Here is a 19,166-nt window from a genome sequence, read left to right on the forward strand (position 1 = left end):
GGCAGAGGCCGCTCAACCGAGGAAAGACATGGACGTGGCTGTGACTCCCCCAACGCATGGCGTGTACTTCGACGAAGCCTTCGAGACGCTACCGTCAGCCGACGTGCGTCGCCATCAGGACACGCTCTGGCGGACGCAATGGACGTATCTGCGTGCGATGTCGGCGTTCTATCGTTCGAAGCTCGCACGCTGGATCGAACGCGACGACATCACGCTCGATTCGCTGCAGGAGCTGCCCTTCACGGAGAAGGACGAGTTGCGCGTGAGTCAGGAGGGCGCGTCGCCATTCGGCGATTACGTGGCATGCGCGGAAAGCGCCATTGCGCGCTTGCATCGCACATCGGGCACGACCGGGCGCCCTTTGATTCTCGCAAACAGCACACGCGATGCATTGGACATGGCACGCGTCGGCGCACGCTCGATGTGGGCGGCGGGTCTCCGCCCCGATGACCGCGTGATCCACTGCCTGAACTATTGCATGTGGACCGGCGGCTTCACCGATCACACCATTCTCGAAGCCACTGGCGCGACCGTCGCGCCGTTCGGCGTCGGCAACACGCGGATGTTGATCGATTCCATTCTGAGTCTCGGCATCAACGCGATCTCTTGTACGCCTTCGTATCCCGCGCTCATCGAGCAAGTGTTGCGCGAAACAGGCGGACCCGCACCGCGCGAACTCGGCCTGAAGCTCGGACTGTTCGGCGGCGAAGCGGGTCTCGACAATCCGGCGTTGCGCGCGGCGATGGAGGACAAGTGGGGCTTCAAGGTGCGCAATGCGAACTTCGGCTTGTCGGAGGTTCTGAGCATTCTTGGCGGACAGACGGACTGGACCAACGACCTCTTGTTTCATGCAGCGGATATCGTGTTCGCGGAGATCGTCGACCCCGAGACACTCGCGCGTTTGCCTATTGAAGAGGGCGTTACGGGCGAGCTCGTGTGTACGCATCTGCGCAAGCAATGTCAGCCACTCGTGCGTTATCGCACCCGCGACGTGGTGACGGTGACCGCCGTCGATCCCGGCGAAGATGGACGCACGGCATGGCGTTTTCGCGTAACCGGTCGCACCGACGACATGTTCAACGTCCGCGGCATCAACGTATTTCCGGGCGCCGTCCGGCTCGCTGTGGAAGCGCTGCCGCAATGGGCCTCGGGACAGTTTCGCATCGCGCTCAAGGGCGATGGCCCTTACGACCGCATCGCGATGACAGTCGAAGCGGCGAGCGGTCTCGATACAGCGCGCTGGGCGGATGCCGCGCATCACATCGAGGCGGCCGTACGCAATCGTATCGGCGCGAGCGCAACGGTCACGATGGTGCCATTCGAGCATTTTCCGCGTACCGAAGGCAAGACGCGCTGGATCGACAAGGAGCCCGCATGAGCGACGTAACGCTACACATGGAAGGACCGCTTGCCATCGTCACGTTGAACCGGCCTGAGCGTATGAACGCCATCGGCGGCGCGTTGCTTGACGATCTGCACGACGCGCTGCAGAGCGCGCTCGACGATGCGTCATGCCGCGTCATCGTGCTTACCGGTGCAGGACGCGCGTTCTGCGCGGGGGACGACCTCAAGGAGTTCGACGCCCAAAGCGAAAGCGATGAAAGTATCCGCAGTCATATCGGGCGCATTCAGCGCATCACGCACGATCTGATGTTCTGTGCCAAGCCCGTGGTCGGCGCGGTGCATGGTTATGCCGTCGGCGGTGGCTTCGAGTGGATGCTCAATTGCGACATCGTGGTGGCATCGGACGATCTCGTGTGCTTCTTTCCCGAGATGGAGTGGGGACAATTCGTGACGGGCGGCGTCACGCATCTGCTGCCGCAGGCGATAGGGCATCAACGCGCGATGGAGCTTTGGCTGCTTGGCGAAAGGCAGAGCGCGCAGACGCTGCTATCGATGGGTTTGGTCAATCGCGTGGTCCCGCGCGACGCTGTGCTTGAGACCGCGCTCGAACTTGCAGCACGTATCGCGCAACGCTCAACGACGTCCGTATCGAAGCTGAAGAAACTGGTAACGAGCGACCTGTCGGGCTTGCTCGCTCGCAGTCTCGAACTCGAGAGTGCGGTCACCATCGAGGCATTCGCGCTGCCGGATGCGGCCGAGCGCGTGAAGGCCTTCACGAACAGGAAGACATCGCAATGAATCCCAAAGCCATTACCTTCGATTACTTCGGCACGCTCGTCGATGTTGACCACGGCGGCACGCTCGGCATGGCCGAAGTTCTGCGGCGCATCTCGGTCGAGGCACACGAACCTGTCTCTCAGGTCTATCTCGATTGGGACATCCGCAACGTGCGGCTTTATCGAGGCCAGGCCTACGCGCGTTATCGCGATGTCGCGCAACAGGCACTCGCCGATTGCCTCGATACGCACTGCCCCGGCGCGCGTAAAGGCCATGCGATGGAAACGCTGACCGACCTGTTCCTCTCGCATCTGGTCGAAGCATCGCCGGCGCATACCGATGCAGAGCCGTTCCTCGATTGGGCTGCTTCGCGTTATCCGCTCATGCCGATCACCAACATGGACAGCGATCTGTGGCGGCGCACGCGGCTCACACGCTATTTCGAGCATGTGACGACAGCGGAGATGGCGCAGGCCTACAAGCCATCGCAGGCGATCTTTGCGCTCGCGCTCGACCGCCTGGCGGTGGATGCGCACGACGTGCTGCATTGCTCGCTCGCGAGCTGGGCCGACATCGACGGAGCAAAGCCTCTGGGCATGGCGGTGGCCTGGATCAATCGCACGCGGGACACGCTCGGCACGTGGCAGCCACGTCCCGATTTCGAATTCGACACGCTGTCGCCGGTACGGGACGTTCTTGAAGGTCTGTCATTGACTGCGACTGGGGAAACGATATGAAACGATTCAACTTGGCGATGGCGTTCATGGCATGCGCGTTGACGATGGTCGGCACAACGCGCGCAGCCTACGCGCAGGAAGTGGTCAAGATCGGCGTGGCAGGCCCGCTCACCGGCAGCGCGGCGCAGAGCGGCAAGGACAATGAGCGCGGTGTACGGCTTGCCATCGACGAACTCAATGCGAAAGCCTTCACGATTGCAGGCAAGCCCGTGCGCTTCGAACTGGTCTCGATGGACGACCAGGGCGATCCGAAAGCAGGCGTGAGCGTAGCGCAAAAGCTCGTGGACGATGGCGTGTCCGCGGTCATTGGCCATTACAACTCGGGCGTGAGCATTCCCGCCGCGCGAATCTACAACGATGCGCACGTGGTGATGATGACCGGCGCGTCATCTAACCCGCAACTCACGCACCTGGGTTATCCCTATGTGTTTCGGCTCGCAACCAACGACAACGTCATGGGTGGCCGCATGGCGCTTTATTCGGCGAAAGTGTTGAATGCACAACGCGCCGCAGTAATCGATGACCGGACCGCTTATGGCGTGGGCGTCGCCGATGTATTCGTCGACAGCGCAAAGAAGGCGGGATTACAAGTTGTCGCGCGTGAATACAGCACGGACAAGGCAACCGATTTCAAGGCCATTCTCACGCAGATCAAGTCACGCAATCCGCAGGTCGTGTTTTATGGCGGTTACTATGCGCAGGCCGCGACGCTTGCGCGGCAGATGGGTGAGCTCGGCATCAATGCAACGCTGGTAGGCGGCGACGGTATCTGCTCGCCTGAATTCGACAAGCTATCGGCCGGAGCCGCCGACAAGCGCATGTTCTGCGCGCAAGGCGGCGCGCCGCTCGACTCGTTACCGGACGGCAAGACCTTTCGCACGAAGTTCAAGAGTGCGTTCAGCGCCGATGTCGATACGTATGCACCCGCGTTCTATGCCGCAACGCTCGTCGTTGCAGACGCGATGCAGAAGACGGGATCGTCGAAGCCCGAGGTGTACGTCAAAGCGCTGCGCGAACAGGCGTTTACGAGCATTCTCGGCCCGGTGCGCTTCGATGCAAACGGCGATTGGGTCGATGCGCCAGTCACGGTGTATCAGTTGAACAGCGGCGCGCTCACTGCAATTGCGCAGAAGGATTGACGCGTCCCCTTTAGAAATCGTAGCGCGGCGGCGGCGGGATTTTGAACTGCTATATTCGGTGACGTTGCCCGACCGCTTGCAGGAATACATGGCCACCGTCGCGCTCGATCCCGATACCGTCACGCTCGAAGGGGCACTCGCCAGCACGAGATGGAAGAGCGCGCGCGTGCTTGTCGCAAACGAAGCACAGGTGTGCCTGTTCACGCTGGATCGCGCGGGGCACGTGCTGGAAAGCATCGACGAATTCACGAAAGCCGACGCGGCGACACGCGATGCGTTCTTTGCGCATTGTCCGTCCGCGCAGCTTGCCGTGGTGGCCGAAGCGGCCACGTCGATGTCGCCTGGACGCTGCGTGGTGCTGACGCTCGCGGGACCCGCTGCATCGTTTGCGCAAGCGTTCGCGCTGCGAGTCGAGACGCATGGACGACGTGTTTTTTTGATTGCCTTGCGCCCGCTTGACGCAAGCAGCAACGGCAAGGGCTCGCCCGCAAGCCTGATGACGCTGCTGGGCGCGACGCTCGACGTGCTCCTTCGGAGCGCCTTCGATCTCGCTGCCTACGACACGCTCGTCGAAGAGCAACGCGCGATCATCGACCATATCGGCGATGGCTTGATGGTGATCGGACAAGGTCACGTGCTACGCCATGTCAACTCGGTGGCGGGGCGTATTCTCGGCATCGATCCGAAGACGAGTATCGGCAAGACGCTCAACGAGGTGATCGACTTCGAGCCGATCATCGGTCCCATCTTTCGTACCGGCTCGGGCTATGTGGATCGCGAGTTGATCATCGATTCTCCGGCGCGTCATCTTCATCTGCTGGATACGGCTATTCCCATCAAGAACCGCTGTGGCGAAGTGGTGTCCGTCGTCAACACGTTCCGTGAGATGCGTCGCGTGCGCAAGATGGCAGGACGCTATGCGGGCAACCATGCGCGCTTTACTTTTGACAGCGTCATCGGACCGAGTGCCGCTTTGAAGCGCGCGCTCGATGCGGCGAAGAAGGCGGCGCGCGGCGCATCCAACGTGCTGCTCTCGGGCGAAAGCGGCGTCGGCAAGGAGGTCTTTGCGCAGGCCATTCACAACGCGAGTGTGCGCAGCACGCTGCCGTTCATCGCAATCAATTGCGCGGCGCTTCCTCATTCGCTCATCGAAAGCGAACTGTTCGGCCACGCGCCCGGCAGCTTCACGGGCGCGGCGCGCGACGGTCGTCCAGGCAAGTTCGAATCTGCCGATGGCGGAACGGTCTTCCTCGACGAGATATCGGAGTTGCCTATCGACGTGCAGGCGAAACTGCTGCGCGTGTTGCAGGAACGCGAGGTCACGCGCATTGGCGATACACGCGGCATTCCGGTGGACGTTCGCATCGTCTGCGCGAGCAACCGCGATCTTGCGGCCATGGTGCGCGAAAAGACCTTCCGCGAAGACCTTTTTTATCGATGCAACGTAATCGAAATCACGATTGCGCCGTTGCGCGAGCGGCGCGAAGACATCGCGGCAATGACGGCATTCTTCCTCGAGCGATACTGCACGCGGATGCACAAGCCGACGCCATCGCTTTCGAAGCATGCGCTGCAACAGCTCGAAGTTCACGGTTGGCCGGGTAACGTGCGCGAGCTGGAAAATCTTGTCGAGAAGATGGTGAATCTGAATGAAGGCGATTGCATTGCGGATGTATCGCCGTTTTTGCGCAGTGCGATGAGCGTGCAGCCAGGCAGTGACACGCGCAACGCGTCATCTCACGAGCCAGTGTCGCTTCACGAGGCCGAGCGCATCGCGATCGAGAATGCGCTCGAAGCATGTCGCTTCAATGTTACGACCTGCGCGAAGTTGCTACGCGTGTCGAAGCCCGCGCTATACGCGAAGATGAAGCGGCACGGCATTCGTATCGAGCGGTCGCTTCGACATCCGTCCTAGGATCTCGGTTCCAAGAGCCAGCCTATGGTCTGAGATTCGCCTTGAGTTGCTGGAGAGCAAATGACGGCGTGGCCAGCGCGTGGAGTTGTTGCGGCGGTTCATCTCGACGTTCGACGGCCTCTACAAAGCGCGCCTTTACGGATGCGATGCATCGCCGATCGTACAAGCCCTAAGGGAGAACACCGCGAAGTGGTGTTCGTCGGTCCGACAGACTGTAAGCCTCACATACGGTTGTCCTGCGTCATCAGTTTGACGCTGCTGACTTGTTTCCCTTCGTCTTGCTTCCGGACATGGCACGCTCCAGAATTCAAACAATCATAGAGAGGCGATTTCGCTCACCGTTCTAAATCGATCGCTTCGTTAGACACTGCCGTGCGGACACTTGACTCAACGCGATGACCTACGCCCCACGCGCTTGCCCTTCGCACGAGCGCCTTCATTGCCGCTGGCGACGAGTCCGGGCGACGCGAACATCTCTACAAGTTGCTCGCGCAGCCACATGTGCGCCGGCGATGTTTCATTGCGCTGATGCCAGAAGAGGCTAATCACGCGATCGGGCGCTTCGAGCGGCGCGCGCACGCTGACGAGTTCGCCCTTCGGCGCAAGCCGCTTGCATAGATCGCTCGGCAACAGGCCGATGAGATCGCTCGCGCGGATCATGTCGCACGCGACCGTGTAGTGGTTCACCGTCGCGACGAGATTGCGCTTCAATCCACGCGATGCGAGGAAGCTGTCGAACGACGGTTGCGTCTGCCCAGCGAGGCTCACATCGACATGACGCGCGTTGAGAAAGCGCCGCGTGGTCAGCTTGCCGGTTGCGGCGAGCGGATGATCGCGGCGCATCACGCAGCCGTACTCGACGGGCCACAACGAAAGCGATCGGATATGCGATGGCGGCAGCGTCTCGTTCACATACACGCCAATCAGATAGTCCACGCGATTGCCTTCGAGCAGCGCAGGCGCATCGAGCAGGATGTTCGGCACGGTATGGAAGCGCACACCGGGCGCGGTCTTGCCGAAGCGCGTAGTGAGGCGTGGCATCACGATGCCCGCGACATAATCGGACATCGACAGGCTGAAGTTGACTTCGGCGAACGCTGGCAGGAAGGTCTGCTCGTCCAGCGCGCCACGGATGCGGCTCAGCGATTCGCCAATAGGTCCCCACAGCGCCATGGCGCGTTGCGTCGGCGTGACGCCCGCGCCGTGACGAACGAAAAGCGGATCGCCGAAGGCCTCACGCAAGCGGCTCAACGCGTTGCTGACCGCGGGCTGCGTGAGCGATAACTTCGTCGCGGCGCGCGTGACCGCGCCTTCGGTCATCAACGCTTCGAACACCTTCAGCAGGTTCAGATCGAGAGTTCGAAAGCTCATGGAAAGCCATTCACCGTATCAATGTGCGGGATCACGATTATAAATATGGTTGACGTGCGACGGCTCGTAGAATGGCGAGCTAAACCATGTGCCTCGCTCTGCTCTGGAGAATCCTGTGTCGAACGTATCCGCGCGCATCGAACGTCTTCCTTTCGGACGCTTTCACTGGCGCCTGTTGATGATGGGCGGCCTGGGCTATGCATTCGACGCGATGGATGCCGCCGCGGTCGCCTTCGTGCTGCCCGTGCTGCGACACGACTGGGCGCTCACGAGCGTGCAGACCGGCGTGCTCGGCAGCGGCAATTTCATCGGCTACTTCTTCGGCGCGCTCTTTGCGGGCACGCTCGGCGATCTGATCGGCCGGCGCAAGGTGATGATGTATGCGCTGCTGCTTTACAGCATTGCTTCCATCGTTAGCGCGATGACCGATACATGGCCCACGTTCCTCGCCTCGCGCATCGTCGCGGGCATGGGAACGGGCGCGGAGAGCGCGATCATCGCACCGTATCTCGCGGAGTTCGTGGCGAAGCGTTATCGCGGCGTGTTCACCGGCGCACTCGCGGGCTTCTTTTCGTTCGGTTTCGTGGCGGCGGCGCTGCTCGGCTATTTCATCGTGCCCGCGTTTCCTGAAGGCTGGCGCACGGTGCTGTTCATTACCGCGCTGCCGGTCGTGATGCTCCTGTGGTGGCGGCGTTCGCTGCCCGAATCGCCGCGCTGGCTCGAGAGCCGCAAGCGTCGCGATGAAGCCGAGCGCGTGCTCGGCCAGATCGAAGCCGACTTCACGCGGCGCGGCATCGAACTGCCGCGTGCGGAAGCGGCGACGCCGAGCGGCGAGCCATCGGCTGAAACGGGCACCCTGATCGCCAACTTCCGCGCACTGTGGGCGGGCCGCCAGGCGCGCATCACGGTGATGACGTGGCTCATGTGGCTCTCCATCACCTTCAGCTATTACGCGTTCTTTACCTGGATTCCCGGCCTGCTCGTGCAGCACGGCATGAGCATCACGCGCAGCTTCGGATATTCGCTGGCGATGTATGTCGCGCAGGTGCCCGGCTACTTCAGCGCGGCATGGTTCAACGAACGCATTGGCCGGCAGGCGACGATCGCATCGTACATGTTGTGCGGCTGCGCTTGCGCGCTCGGCATGGCGTTCGCGAGCACGAACGGCCAGATCATGGTCGCGGGCATTCTTCTGTCGTTCTTCATGAACGGCACTTATGCCGGTGTCTATGCCTATACGGCCGAAGTCTTCCCGACCGCGGTGCGCACGACCGGCGCGGGAACGGCATCCGCAATCGGGCGCATCGGTGCGATCGTCTCGCCGATTCTGGTCGGCTATCTCTATCCGGTCTTCGGCTTCGCCGGCGTGTTCGGCGTGACGACCGTCGTCCTGCTGCTCGGCGCGATCGCCGTTGTCGTGATGGGTGTGCCGACGCGCGGGCGCTCGCTCGAAGACATCGCGGCGGGCGAGGCATCCAGCATGACGTCGGTGACCGAAGCATCGGCGCGATGACGCAATGAGCCACGGGTGAGGACGCAAAGCCATAACGCCGCTGCGCACGCTCGGGCAGCGGCTTTTTCATGGAGAAGATGACAGTGCAAAGCATCCTGTTCAGCAATGCTGCCGTGCTCGATCCCGCACGAGGCGAATTGCGCGAAGCGCATCACGTGCTCGTCGAAAACGGGCTCATCAAGGAAGTGTCCGACAAGCCGCTGCAAAGCGCGGCATCGCAGGTGATCGATCTGAAGGGCAAGACGTTGATGCCGGGTCTTATCGACCTGCACGTCCACGTGGTCGCCGTGCAGCTCAATCTTTCGCAGCAAGTGCACATGCCCAACGTGCTGGTGACGCTGCGTTCGGTGCCCATCATGCGCGCGATGCTGCGTCGAGGTTTCACCACCGTACGCGATGCGGGCGGGGCGGCACATCCGCACAAGATCGCGGTGGAAAGCGGGCTCGCTGTCGGGCCGCGTCTTTTCGTGGCGGGACGCGCGCTCAGTCAGACAGGCGGACACGGCGACATGCGCGCCCGCTCCGACTACATGGGCAATAGCGCGCCGTGCGGATGCTGCGTGCGCGTAGGCGCGCTCGCACGCGTGGCGGATGGCGTCGATGGAGTGCGCCGCGCCGCGCGCGAAGAACTGCAGATGGGCGCGGACCATCTGAAGATCATGGCGTCGGGCGGCGTGGCGTCGCCGACCGATCCTGTCGGCGCATACGGTTATGCAGAGGATGAAGTACGCGCGATCGTCGAGGAAGCGCGCGCGCGCCATACGTACGTGATGGCGCATGCCTACACCGCCGATGCGATCTCGCGCGTCGTGCGCTGGGGCGTGCGCACGATCGAGCACGGCAACCTGATCGATGCGCCCGCCGCCAGGCTAATGGCCGAACATGGCGCATACGTGGTGCCGACGCTCGTCACGTATGAAGCGCTGGCTTCCGAAGGCGCGCAATACGGCCTTGGCGAGGAAAGCGTCGCGAAGATCGCGGACGTGCGCGAGGCGGGCTTGCGTTCGCTCGAGATCTATCGCGATGCAGGCGTGAAGATGGGCTTCGGATCCGACTTGCTCGGACCTTCGCAGCGTCTGCAAAGCGACGAATTCCGTATCCGTTCCGAAGTGCTCGGCAACAAGGCGGCGCTGCTCGCCGCGACCACGACCGCCGCCGAAGTGCTCGGCTTGTCCGATAAGCTCGGCTGCATCGCGCCGGGCGCATGGGCCGACATGATCGTCGTCGATGGCAACCCGCTCGCCGATATCTCCTGCATGCTCGGCCAGGGCGAGCGCATTCCGCTCGTGATGAAATCCGGCGAGATTCACTTTAACGAACTGTGAGGGCAGAAGCGGCCGTGAGCTATGACTTGCCCGGCCGCGGATCGCCGACGAAGCCGTCGCGATTCGGCATTTTCACCCTTGCGCGCGGAGCATTCTGGTCTTTTCGCTTCACGTCCGCGAAGTAAATCACGGCACTTAGATACTGACGGGCGCGTTGATGCCCGGCATCGCGGCACGTTTGGCGAACAGGCACAAAATCTCGTACATCATCGTCGCAGCGACAAGCGCGGTGTTGCCGCTCGGATCGTAAGGCGGCGATACCTCCACCACGTCGCCGCCGACCCAGTTCAGCCCGTCCAGTCCGCGCAAGAGCGCCAGCGTTTCCCGCGTCGTCAGGCCGCCGATTTCCGGCGTGCCCGTGCCCGGCGTAAAGACCGGATCGAGACCGTCCACGTCGAGCGAGAGATAAACCGGCGCATCACCGACGATTCTCCGCGCCTCTTCCGCAATCGCCGTTGGCCCGCGTTTCTCGAATTCCTCGATGAACACCACACGCATGCCGTGATCGAGCGAGTAACGCCAGCCTTCGTCGGTGTTCTGCGCGCCGCGAATGCCGATCTGGATCGTGCGCTTCGGGTCGAGCAGGCCAGCTTCGACTGCCCGTCTGAACGGAGCGCCATGCGTGAATTTCGAACCCTTGAACGCGTCCCAGGTGTCGGTGTGCGCATCGATGTGGACGAGCGCGAGGGGCGATTTCGGCGCTATAGCCTGGAAAACCGGATAGGTGATCGAATGATCGCCGCCCGCGATCAGCGCCATTTTTCCGGCGCGAAACACTGGCTCGAAGAAGCGGCGGATGTCCCCATGCGCGGCCTCCAGATCGTAGAGATGCTCGAACGGCACATCGCCGATATCGGCCACGCGGCACGCCTCGAACGGATTGAAACGCGTGACGTGATGGATCGCGCGCATCATCGTCGACATATTGCGGATTTCGCGCGGACCGAAACGCGCGCCGGGACGCGCGGTGACGCCCCCATCGAACGGTACGCCTGCCAGCGCGATATCGAGCGCCGCGAGATCGCGCTCGAACGGCACGCGCATGAACGTGGGGATTCCGGCGAAACGCGGCAACTGCATCTGTGAAAGATCGGTGGCGGCCATGATGTGAGCGAGAGAGTCAGAAGGTAGGCGGGGTGTTGACCCAAAGAATGCGTGCGACCGTATCGCCCGGATTGCGATAGCTATGCGGCTCGGTGCTCGCGAAGTAAAACGAATCGCCGGCTTTCAGCGAATAGGTCTGATCGGCGAGCGTCAGTTCCAGTTCGCCTTCGAGCACGTATCCGAGTTCTTCGCCGACGTGATGAATCTGCTCGTCGCTGCGCGCGAGCGGTTCGAGCACGTGGATGTCGCACTGAAGCAACTGGCCGGGACTCGGCACGACCAAACGCTCGAGCACGATCGAACCGCGGCCGCGCCTGCTCCGATCCGTCGGGGCACGCGCACCCGGAAAGCGCACGGACGGCCGCTCGCCCGCACGCTGCACGGGCGATGCCGTCATCGCGGGCGACGACAGCAGCGCCGCGATATTCGTATCCAGCGCGATGGCCAGCTTGTGCAGCATTGCGAGCGACGGCGTGGCGTGGCCGCCCTCGACTTTCGACAGCAGGCTCTCGGAGCAACCGGCCGTCTGGGCGAGCGCCTTGAGCGTCATGTGCCGCACCATGCGCGCATGACGCAGGCGCGTGCCCAGGCCATCGGCGGCAGACGTGCCCGCTGCGCCGTCCACTTTGCGCGGAGCCCGTGAAGATGCCGTCTTGCGCGGGGCGCGGGCGGCATCGGTCGTCGATGAAAGTCGTTTGCTGGGCACGAAGAACGTCCTGTCGAATAAAGGAAACCGCGCTTACGCGAGAACCGTGAACTCGACCTCGAGCGGGTTGAGCGCGTTGATCGGAATGATATCTTGCGGGCACGCGGACATCACGACGACGCAATCCATCGCGGCTTTGATATCGACGTAATCGCCGGACTTCGAAACGGGCGGCAGCCAGTCGATCGTGTAATCGGGCTTGACCGGGATGTTCATCCACAGGTTGAACGGCTGCGGCACTTCTTTCGTGCGCAGACCGATGGCCTTCAGCGCAAGGCGGAGGTTGTCCGAGCAGTTGTCGTGATAATGCTCGACACCGAGATTGCGATAGCGATACAGATCGCACGCCGCGATCAGCGTGTCGTGCACGCCGGGCGACGTGTCGGCGGCAAGTTCGGCGATCGGGCGGCGCTGGTTCGTCACGAGCGGGTCGCCCGTTTGCGGAATGATCTTGTCGATGGATGCGCGCGTATGTTCGAACGACAGGAACTCGTTCAGATGCTGCGCGTTGAAGATCCACGTATCGCACACTTGCGTGCCGTGCGGATTGGCGATGCGGATCGTCTGCCCCGCCTTGACGCGCACGGCGCGGCCGCAGCGGGCGGGGACCGTATAGGTCTTGCCGATTTCCGCCGTGCCGTCCGGCGAGATGGGTTCGTTCAGCGTGGCGTTGACGCCGGTTTCCTGGCCGTTGTCATCGGCGCAGGCGTGGATGGTGGCGGGGGCGTTCATGTCGATGGCTCCTTCAGTCGTTGCAGAGTGTAGTGAGGCAATGCGCGAGCACCCGCGCGCCGAGCACGAGATGCGCGGCGTCGGTGGCTTCTGCGGGGTTATGGCTGATGCCGTCGCGGCTCGGCACGAAGATCATGCCGCTCGGGCAATGCTGCGCGAGATACATTGCGTCGTGAAACGCGCCGGACGTCATGTGCAGGGCGCGGGCATCGAGCGCGCGGCAGGCTTCGTCGATGCGTGACAGCACGGACGCATCGAATGCGACCGGCGCATGCGTGAACAACGCTTCGATGCGCGCGTCGTGGCGCTGTGCGATCGTCTTCGCGTGTGCATCGAATGCGGCGAGCACGCCCGCATCGGGATGACGGAAGTCGACGGTGAACGTCACCGCCGAGGGAATCGTGTTGATCGAATTCGGTTCGATGCTCCAGCGTCCGAACGTGACGCGCGTATCGCCGCCGCCGAGTTCGTGCGCGATCGCATCGAGTTCATGGCGCAATGCAATTGCCCGCGTCATCGCATCGCGGCGCAGCGGCATCGGCGTGGTCCCGGCGTGGGCCGCCGTGCCTTCGACGTGAAACGCGTACCAGCGCACGCCTTGTATGCCGCTGACGACCGCAAGCGGAACACCGGCGGTTTCCAGTTGCGGACCTTGTTCGATGTGAAGCTCGACGAATGCATGCGGCGCGTCGCGCTCGATGCGCTGCGCGAGGTCGGGGAATGCGTTCCGGTGACGCTCTAGTGCGTCGCCCAGCGTGATGCCGTCGGCATCGCGCGCTTCGGCATGACGCGTCATGCGCGACGGCTCCACGAACGCGCTCGATCCCATTGCGCCCGGCGAGAAGCGCGTGCCTTCCTCGTTGGTCCAGATCGCGACTTCGAGCGGACGGCGCGTGCGCACGTTCGCATCGCTCAGTGCGGCGAGCACTTCGAAGCCCGCGAGCACGCCATAACAGCCATCGAGCCTGCCGCCGGTCGGCTGGGTGTCGATGTGGCTGCCGGTCATCACCGGAGCCAGCGACGCATCTCCTTCGCGGCGAAAGAAGAGATTCGCGCACGCATCGACGCGCGCGCTGCATCCGAGCGCACGGGCACGTTCAACCAGGAAGCGCCGCGCTTCGAGATCGCGCTCGCCGAGCGCCGGGCGGTTCACGCCGCCGTCACCGCGCGCGCCGAAGGCGGCGAGAGCATCGATCGATTCGAGCAGGCGGTCGGCGTTCACCGCATCGGCGATTTGCGTGGCGATCACGACGTCGCTCCTTGGCTCACGAAATCGAGGCTGCGTTCAAGCCACGGCTTGAGAAACTGCTGAAGACGCGGCGTGCGTGTATTGCCGAAGAGTTGCGCGGGCGGTCCCGCTTCGACGATCTTGCCCGCTTCCATGAACACGACCTTGTCGGAGATCGTCGCGGCGAAGCTCATTTCATGCGTCACCATGACCATCGTCATGCCTTCTTGCGCAAGCGAGCGGATCACGTTGAGCACTTCTTCCACGAGTTCGGGATCGAGCGCGGATGTTGGCTCGTCGAGCAAAATCACTTCGGGTTCGATAGCCAGCGCCCGCGCGATGCCCACGCGCTGCTGCTGTCCGCCGCTCAGTCGCGCGGGATAGGCATCGGCCTTATGGTCGAGGCCCACGCGTTTGAGCGCGGCGAGGGCTTTTTCGCGGGCTTCGCGCTTGCTCGTCCTCTTGGCGAGCACGAGCGGCGTCGCCACGTTGTCGAGCGCGTTCATGTGAGGCCAGAGATTGAACTGCTGAAAGACCATCGAAATAGGGCGGCGCACTTCGGCGATGCTCGCTTCGCTATCGCGATCCTTCGCCGTGCGTCCCGTCGAGCGATAGCCGAGCAACTGGCCTTTGATCCACACTTCGCCTTCATCGTAGGCTTCGAGAAAATTCATGCAGCGCAGCGCAGTTGTCTTGCCGGAACCGGACGGCCCGATCAGCGTGACGATCTCGCCCCGCATCACATCCAGGTCGATGCCCTTGAGCACGCGGTTCTCGCCATACGACTTGCCGACGGCGTGTAGCTTCAGAATCGGAAGGTCGCTCATGATGTCTTCCTCGAAAACGGAATGCGCGATGTCGCCGCCTGTGCGATAACCGACACACCTTGGGTGAGCAGCCAGTAACAAGCGATCAGCAGCGCATACGGACCGATATACGTGTAGCTCGATGCGACGATATCGCTTGCGGTCATCGTCAGTTCCGGTACGGTGATGATCGAGGCGACCGCGCTTTCCTTAATGACGAGGATGGTTTGATTGGCGATGAGCGGCGCGGCGAACGCGAGCGCCTGCGGCAATTCGATCGAGCGGAACGCATCGCGTCTGCTCACGCCGAATGCGGCGGCGGCTTCGAGTTGGCCGCGCGGCACGCTGGCCCACGCTGCGCGAAAAAGCTCTGCGAAATAGGCACTCGAATAGAACGCGAGCGAAACAATGGTGGCTTGCACGGCGGACAGCGTGATGCCGACGACCGGCAAGCCGAAGTACACGATGACGAGCTGGGAAAGGTAAGGCGTGCCGCGCACGAGCCACACGAACGCGCCGTAGAGAAGCGTGAACGGGTGGCCGAACGCGAGACGCATCGCGTTGAGGGCAAAGCCCGCGGCAATGCCGATGAGCGCGGCGAGCACGCTCACTTCGAGCGTGACGCCCATCGCTTCGATGAAGCGCGGGATGAGTGCAATGACAGTGTTCATGCTGATGCCTCGTTCTCCGGTCAGGGACGCCGTGCCGCGCGTTGCGCATACACATGACCCGCGCCCGCGAGCAGCGACGTGATCGCCAGATAAAACACCGCGGCCAGCGCGTACACTTCGAGCGGCCGATACGTCGATGACGAAAGCTGCTGGCTCACGCGCATCAGGTCCGTTACCGAGATCACCGACACGACCGCCGACGCCTTGACGATGTCGATCATTTCGGATACCAAAGCAGGGAGTGTCGCGCGCACGACCTGCGGCACTTCGATGTGCCACAAGGTCTGCCGCCGCGTGAGATTGAACGTCGATGCCGCCTCGATCTGCCCCGGCGCGATCGAGCGAAAGCCCGCGCCGAGAATCTGGGACTGGTACGCGCCGGTGTTCAGCGAGAGCCCGATCACCGCCGCCGCGAGCCCCGGCAGTTCCAGACCGAGCGCGGACGGCACGTAGTAGAACACGAGCAGTTGCGCGAGCACCGGCGTGCCGCGCAGCACGCTGACATACACGCGCGCCGCGCCGCGCATCAGACGGCTGTCGCTCACGGACATCGTGTAGACGAACACGCCGACGAAGAAGCCGCAACACACGGCGACGCCCGAGAGCACGAACGTGGTCAGCGCGCCGTCGAGCAACTGCGGCAGATAGCCGATGCAGCGCGTGAGCAGATCGGGGCCGTTCGTATCGATATCAGATGGAAGGCGCAGGCAACGTGGTCGGCACGTCCATCGTCGAGCCGAACCACTTCTCCTGCAGCTTCTTCATGGTGCCGTCGCTATTGGCCTTGGCGATGCCATCGCTGAAGAGCTTCAGAAGCGCGGCGCTGTCGGCATCCTTGCGGGCAACCCACGCGAAGTAGCTCTTCGGACCGATGGTCTGCGGCAGCACGGCGAACACGCCCGGACGCGACTTCAGCAGCGGCCCGAGATTGGCCACCGACTGCGCGACTGCATCAAGCCGGCCGACCGCCAGGTCCGCATAGGCTTCGTCGAACGCGACGTATTGCTTGATCTGCTTCAGACCGGGGCCGCCGGCTTCTTTCAGCTTCTTGTCGAGTGCCATCAGGGCCTGCAGTTGCGCGGACCCGGTCTGCGATCCGACAACCTTGCCGTTGAGATCGCTCGGCGCCTTGATCGATGCATCGCCCTGGCGCATCAGCACGCCGGTGGTCGCATCCGCGACGGGCACGGTGAACGCGAAGTGCTCCGCGCGATCCTTGTTGACCGTCACCGCTGTGACGACCACATCGAAGCGCTTGGCATCGAGACCCGGCAACAAGCCCTGAAACGGCAGATCGAGCTGCTTGACCTTCACGTCGGGCAGGGACTTCAGCACGTAGGCCATCAGATCCGCGTCGTAGCCGACGATCTTGCCGTTGTCCACATATTCGAACGGCGCATAACGCGCTTCCGTGGCGATCGTGATTTCCTTGTTCGACTTGATGCGTCCGAGCAGATCATCCGCGTGCGCGTAAGACGGCGCAGCCGCGTTGAGCGCGACCGCGCCTGTGAGTGCGATCAGCAAACGGCGAAGACCCTGGTTCATGATGCTCTCCTTGCGTGTGGGCTATTGTGAAAACAATCGGACTTTAATTCAAGTAACTTGAATGGAATTCATTAGGCATGAAGCGTGCCAATGAGCGACGCCAGCAGGCAAAGGCCTTGCAGGTTGCTCGTGCACGTAAAGAGGGGGCCGACGCGTTCGCGTGCACCGTTGGTGCGACTTCGTGCACCCCTTTGGGAACGGTCATGCGTCTGTCGACTTGTGCGCCCAGGAGCCTTGCGTCTGGCGTCCAGCGCGAGCAGCGGACGTCGGATACGCACGAACGGAAAGGTGGCTGCATGGAAACGCACCGTCACTAAGATGGGCGAAGCAGGCATATGCCCAGGCAACGCGCCGTCATGAGGAGCAGGGCCAATTACGCCCCGCGGCGCGATGGGCGCTTCAGCCGACGCTTTTCAGGGGAACTCGCTCGAACGTCCGCGAGGCCAATTTGTCCACTTCAGCGTTGTCTGTCGCAGGAGCGTCGCGGGGCACCGGCAACAAGTTGCGGTTCGACGACCCCGATCGATGCTGAAGCGAGGAGGGCGCTTGCTGTCATTCAGAAAGAGGAGTTATCTTTATGGCGGCGTTTTGCAGCAGTTTTTGTGGAGCACATGAACGCGAGACTCCGATGCGACGCTATCTCGTAGAGCGGTCGCCGAAGTGGTCTTCGGTCGCCTCGCGCTTCGAATCGGCGGTCGGAACTGGCACAGTGACGACAGCTTCCATCCAGAGCGCGGTACCAAGTAAGGACTTGTGGCCCCGTGAACACCGGCTTTTTCGGTCAACGGCTCGAGTGTGGCGAGACAAGCGGACACCGGCTTATGCCAATTAATACGGAGTGCATGAACGCTCGGACTCAAGCTGGCGCGTGGCAACTGGTCGCGGCGCGAGGTCCCCGAGGCTTTTGCGATGATTCAGCGCGGTGCTGCTTCCTGCTCGGACTAGATCGCTCGAAGCACCGCTGCTTGCATGCGGCGCGCTCCAGATCATCTGCAACTAGGCGTTGCTCGCCGCTTTCCCACATGTACGTCTCGACGGAGACCGTTCATGAACCCGTTACAACAGATTCGGCGGCTTTGCTCTCTTATTGGGGCAGCGCTAGTGCTGGGTGCTTCAATCGGGGCGTTGCTGCCTTGCGTTGGGGCGGCAGCTGATCAAGGTAACGCGGAGCATCTCCCGCTGCGGCACGTCGCGGACATTCCGATACCGGGACACACGACTCGTTTCGATTACGAAAGCGGCGATCCTGAGCGTCATCTGTTGATGATTGCCCACTTGGGAGATGGAGAAGTCGTCGCCTTCGATACGCACGATGCGCGCGTCATCGCCACGATAACGAACGTCTCTGCCGTGCATGGCGTGCTTGTTATTCCGGAACTGTCGCGGGTATTCGCCTCCGCGACCGGAACGAACGAGATCGTTGCAATCGACGAGAAGACGCTACAGGTTGTCGCTCGTATGCCGGGAGGTGTCTATCCCGACGGCATGGCCTACGCGCCCGATGTGCACAAGCTTTATGTCTCCAACGAAACCGGGAAGACTGAGACCGTCATTGATGTGTCAACGAACCAGCGCGTGAAGACCATTGCGCTTGATGGTGAGGTCGGCAACACGCAATACGATCCGGTGTCTCGACACATCTTTGTCAACGTTCAGACGCGTCGGCAGTTGATAGAAATTGACCCTTCGACGGACACGATCGTCGCCCGCATCGACCTGCCCGGAGCAGACAGGAATCACGGCTTGCTCATCGTTCCGCAATCCCGGCTGGCATTCATCGCTTGTCAGGGGAACAGCAAATTGCTGGTGCTCGATCTGCGCACGAAGCGCGTATCGCAATCGTTCGAGGTAGGACGCGCCCCCGACGTGCTTGCATTCGATGCTTCGGCAAGCACAGTCTATGTGGCTGGCGAAGCAGGTGTCGTATCGATGTTCCGCTATGACGGGACTCGTGTAGCAAAGGCGGGCGAAGGTCCCCTTGGACCGAACGCTCACGTTGTGTATGTCGATGCAATGACGCATCGATCGTACTTCCCGCTGAAGAATCTTAACGGCCGCCCGATGTTACGCATCATGGCGCCGCAGTGATGATGACACCGCGCGGAGGCGGGCGCGCAGACAGACGAACGCGCATTGAATGGATGTCAGAAGGAGCACGAATATGCGTCGCTTATCGGAATCGCGGTGCTATTCGCTGTTACTTCGGCGATTGCCGCGTCACCTCATGTTATGGATGGCAGGCTCGTTGATGAG

The 19,166-nt window shown here is 62.3% G+C and carries 17 protein-coding genes; 8 read left to right on the forward strand and 9 right to left on the reverse strand.

The window, feature by feature from the left end; genetic code table 11:
• The first annotated feature begins 28 nt into the window (after positions 1-28).
• The 5 genes from BG57_RS10120 (at position 29) to BG57_RS10140 (ending at position 5,912) form a co-directional block, all read left to right on the forward strand.
• A complete protein-coding gene (locus BG57_RS10120) occupies positions 29-1,378 on the forward strand; it encodes a phenylacetate--CoA ligase family protein (RefSeq protein ID WP_035962675.1) in 1,350 nt (449 codons plus the stop codon).
• Positions 1,375-2,142, forward strand: coding sequence for an enoyl-CoA hydratase/isomerase family protein (locus BG57_RS10125; RefSeq protein ID WP_035962676.1), 768 nt, complete (start codon positions 1,375-1,377; stop codon positions 2,140-2,142). The genes BG57_RS10120 and BG57_RS10125 overlap by 4 nt, the downstream gene beginning before the upstream one ends.
• Positions 2,139-2,858 (forward strand): HAD family hydrolase, encoded by a 720-nt coding sequence (locus BG57_RS10130; protein ID WP_035962677.1) that lies wholly within the window; start codon positions 2,139-2,141, stop codon positions 2,856-2,858. Before BG57_RS10125 ends, BG57_RS10130 begins: the two co-directional genes overlap by 4 nt.
• Complete coding sequence (locus BG57_RS10135; protein ID WP_035962678.1) at positions 2,855-3,997, forward strand: branched-chain amino acid ABC transporter substrate-binding protein; 1,143 nt, start codon at positions 2,855-2,857, stop codon at positions 3,995-3,997. Before BG57_RS10130 ends, BG57_RS10135 begins: the two co-directional genes overlap by 4 nt.
• A gap of 88 nt (positions 3,998-4,085) precedes the next feature.
• Positions 4,086-5,912 carry a sigma-54 interaction domain-containing protein gene (locus tag BG57_RS10140; protein ID WP_035962781.1) on the forward strand — a complete coding sequence of 609 codons (1,827 nt, stop codon included), beginning with the start codon at positions 4,086-4,088 and terminating at the stop codon, positions 5,910-5,912.
• A gap of 387 nt (positions 5,913-6,299) precedes the next feature.
• On the opposite strand, the gene BG57_RS10145 is transcribed toward BG57_RS10140, so the two are convergent.
• A complete protein-coding gene (locus BG57_RS10145; protein ID WP_081850861.1) occupies positions 6,300-7,283 on the reverse strand; it encodes a LysR family transcriptional regulator in 984 nt (327 codons plus the stop codon).
• A 115-nt stretch (positions 7,284-7,398) separates the two neighbouring features.
• On the opposite strand from BG57_RS10145, the gene BG57_RS10150 reads away from it, so the two are divergent.
• Complete coding sequence (locus BG57_RS10150; protein WP_035962679.1) at positions 7,399-8,796, forward strand: MFS transporter; 1,398 nt, start codon at positions 7,399-7,401, stop codon at positions 8,794-8,796.
• 83 nt (positions 8,797-8,879) lie between these two features.
• Positions 8,880-10,121, forward strand: coding sequence for a metal-dependent hydrolase family protein (locus tag BG57_RS10155; RefSeq protein WP_035962784.1), 1,242 nt, complete (start codon positions 8,880-8,882; stop codon positions 10,119-10,121).
• A 135-nt stretch (positions 10,122-10,256) separates the two neighbouring features.
• On the opposite strand, the gene speB is transcribed toward BG57_RS10155, so the two are convergent.
• Genes speB through BG57_RS10195 form a run of 8 tightly spaced genes read right to left on the reverse strand, consistent with a single transcriptional unit; the run spans position 10,257 to position 16,913 of the window.
• On the reverse strand, positions 10,257-11,225 hold the full coding sequence (speB, locus tag BG57_RS10160; RefSeq protein WP_035962680.1) for an agmatinase: 969 nt from the start codon (positions 11,223-11,225) through the stop codon (positions 10,257-10,259).
• A gap of 16 nt (positions 11,226-11,241) precedes the next feature.
• Complete coding sequence (locus BG57_RS10165) at positions 11,242-11,931, reverse strand: cupin domain-containing protein (RefSeq protein ID WP_075583109.1); 690 nt, start codon at positions 11,929-11,931, stop codon at positions 11,242-11,244.
• A gap of 33 nt (positions 11,932-11,964) precedes the next feature.
• Entirely contained in the window at positions 11,965-12,663 is a 699-nt protein-coding gene (locus tag BG57_RS10170; RefSeq protein WP_035962681.1) for a DUF1989 domain-containing protein, read from the reverse strand.
• 13 nt (positions 12,664-12,676) lie between these two features.
• On the reverse strand, positions 12,677-13,912 hold the full coding sequence (locus tag BG57_RS10175; RefSeq protein ID WP_035962682.1) for a M20 family metallo-hydrolase: 1,236 nt from the start codon (positions 13,910-13,912) through the stop codon (positions 12,677-12,679).
• Entirely contained in the window at positions 13,909-14,718 is an 810-nt protein-coding gene (locus tag BG57_RS10180; protein WP_035962683.1) for an amino acid ABC transporter ATP-binding protein, read from the reverse strand. The genes BG57_RS10175 and BG57_RS10180 overlap by 4 nt, the downstream gene beginning before the upstream one ends.
• Positions 14,715-15,368, reverse strand: coding sequence for an amino acid ABC transporter permease (locus BG57_RS10185; RefSeq protein WP_035962684.1), 654 nt, complete (start codon positions 15,366-15,368; stop codon positions 14,715-14,717). Before BG57_RS10185 ends, BG57_RS10180 begins: the two co-directional genes overlap by 4 nt.
• Positions 15,369-15,388: 20 nt before the next feature.
• Positions 15,389-16,003 (reverse strand): amino acid ABC transporter permease, encoded by a 615-nt coding sequence (locus BG57_RS10190; protein WP_229754017.1) that lies wholly within the window; start codon positions 16,001-16,003, stop codon positions 15,389-15,391.
• 55 nt (positions 16,004-16,058) lie between these two features.
• Complete coding sequence (locus BG57_RS10195; RefSeq protein ID WP_035962686.1) at positions 16,059-16,913, reverse strand: transporter substrate-binding domain-containing protein; 855 nt, start codon at positions 16,911-16,913, stop codon at positions 16,059-16,061.
• 1,047 nt (positions 16,914-17,960) lie between these two features.
• Between BG57_RS10195 and BG57_RS10200 the strand changes: the two genes are divergently transcribed.
• Positions 17,961-19,001, forward strand: a complete 1,041-nt coding sequence (locus tag BG57_RS10200) for a YncE family protein (protein WP_035962687.1) — start codon at positions 17,961-17,963, stop codon at positions 18,999-19,001.
• The last annotated feature ends 165 nt before the right edge of the window (positions 19,002-19,166 follow it).

Source organism: Caballeronia grimmiae, from assembly GCF_000698555.1.
Classification (GTDB): domain Bacteria; phylum Pseudomonadota; class Gammaproteobacteria; order Burkholderiales; family Burkholderiaceae; genus Caballeronia; species Caballeronia grimmiae.

Coding starts and splice junctions, on each gene's coding strand:
- BG57_RS10120 (WP_035962675.1), top strand. CDS start 29: ATGGACGTGGCTGTGACTCCCCCAACGCATGGCGTGTACTTCGACGAA.
- BG57_RS10125 (WP_035962676.1), top strand. CDS start 1,375: ATGAGCGACGTAACGCTACACATGGAAGGACCGCTTGCCATCGTCACG.
- BG57_RS10130 (WP_035962677.1), top strand. CDS start 2,139: ATGAATCCCAAAGCCATTACCTTCGATTACTTCGGCACGCTCGTCGAT.
- BG57_RS10135 (WP_035962678.1), top strand. CDS start 2,855: ATGAAACGATTCAACTTGGCGATGGCGTTCATGGCATGCGCGTTGACG.
- BG57_RS10140 (WP_035962781.1), top strand. CDS start 4,086: ATGGCCACCGTCGCGCTCGATCCCGATACCGTCACGCTCGAAGGGGCA.
- BG57_RS10145 (WP_081850861.1), bottom strand. CDS start 7,283: ATGAGCTTTCGAACTCTCGATCTGAACCTGCTGAAGGTGTTCGAAGCG.
- speB (WP_035962680.1), bottom strand. CDS start 11,225: ATGGCCGCCACCGATCTTTCACAGATGCAGTTGCCGCGTTTCGCCGGA.
- BG57_RS10170 (WP_035962681.1), bottom strand. CDS start 12,663: ATGAACGCCCCCGCCACCATCCACGCCTGCGCCGATGACAACGGCCAG.
- BG57_RS10180 (WP_035962683.1), bottom strand. CDS start 14,718: ATGAGCGACCTTCCGATTCTGAAGCTACACGCCGTCGGCAAGTCGTAT.
- BG57_RS10185 (WP_035962684.1), bottom strand. CDS start 15,368: ATGAACACTGTCATTGCACTCATCCCGCGCTTCATCGAAGCGATGGGC.
- BG57_RS10195 (WP_035962686.1), bottom strand. CDS start 16,913: ATGAACCAGGGTCTTCGCCGTTTGCTGATCGCACTCACAGGCGCGGTC.
- BG57_RS10200 (WP_035962687.1), top strand. CDS start 17,961: ATGAACCCGTTACAACAGATTCGGCGGCTTTGCTCTCTTATTGGGGCA.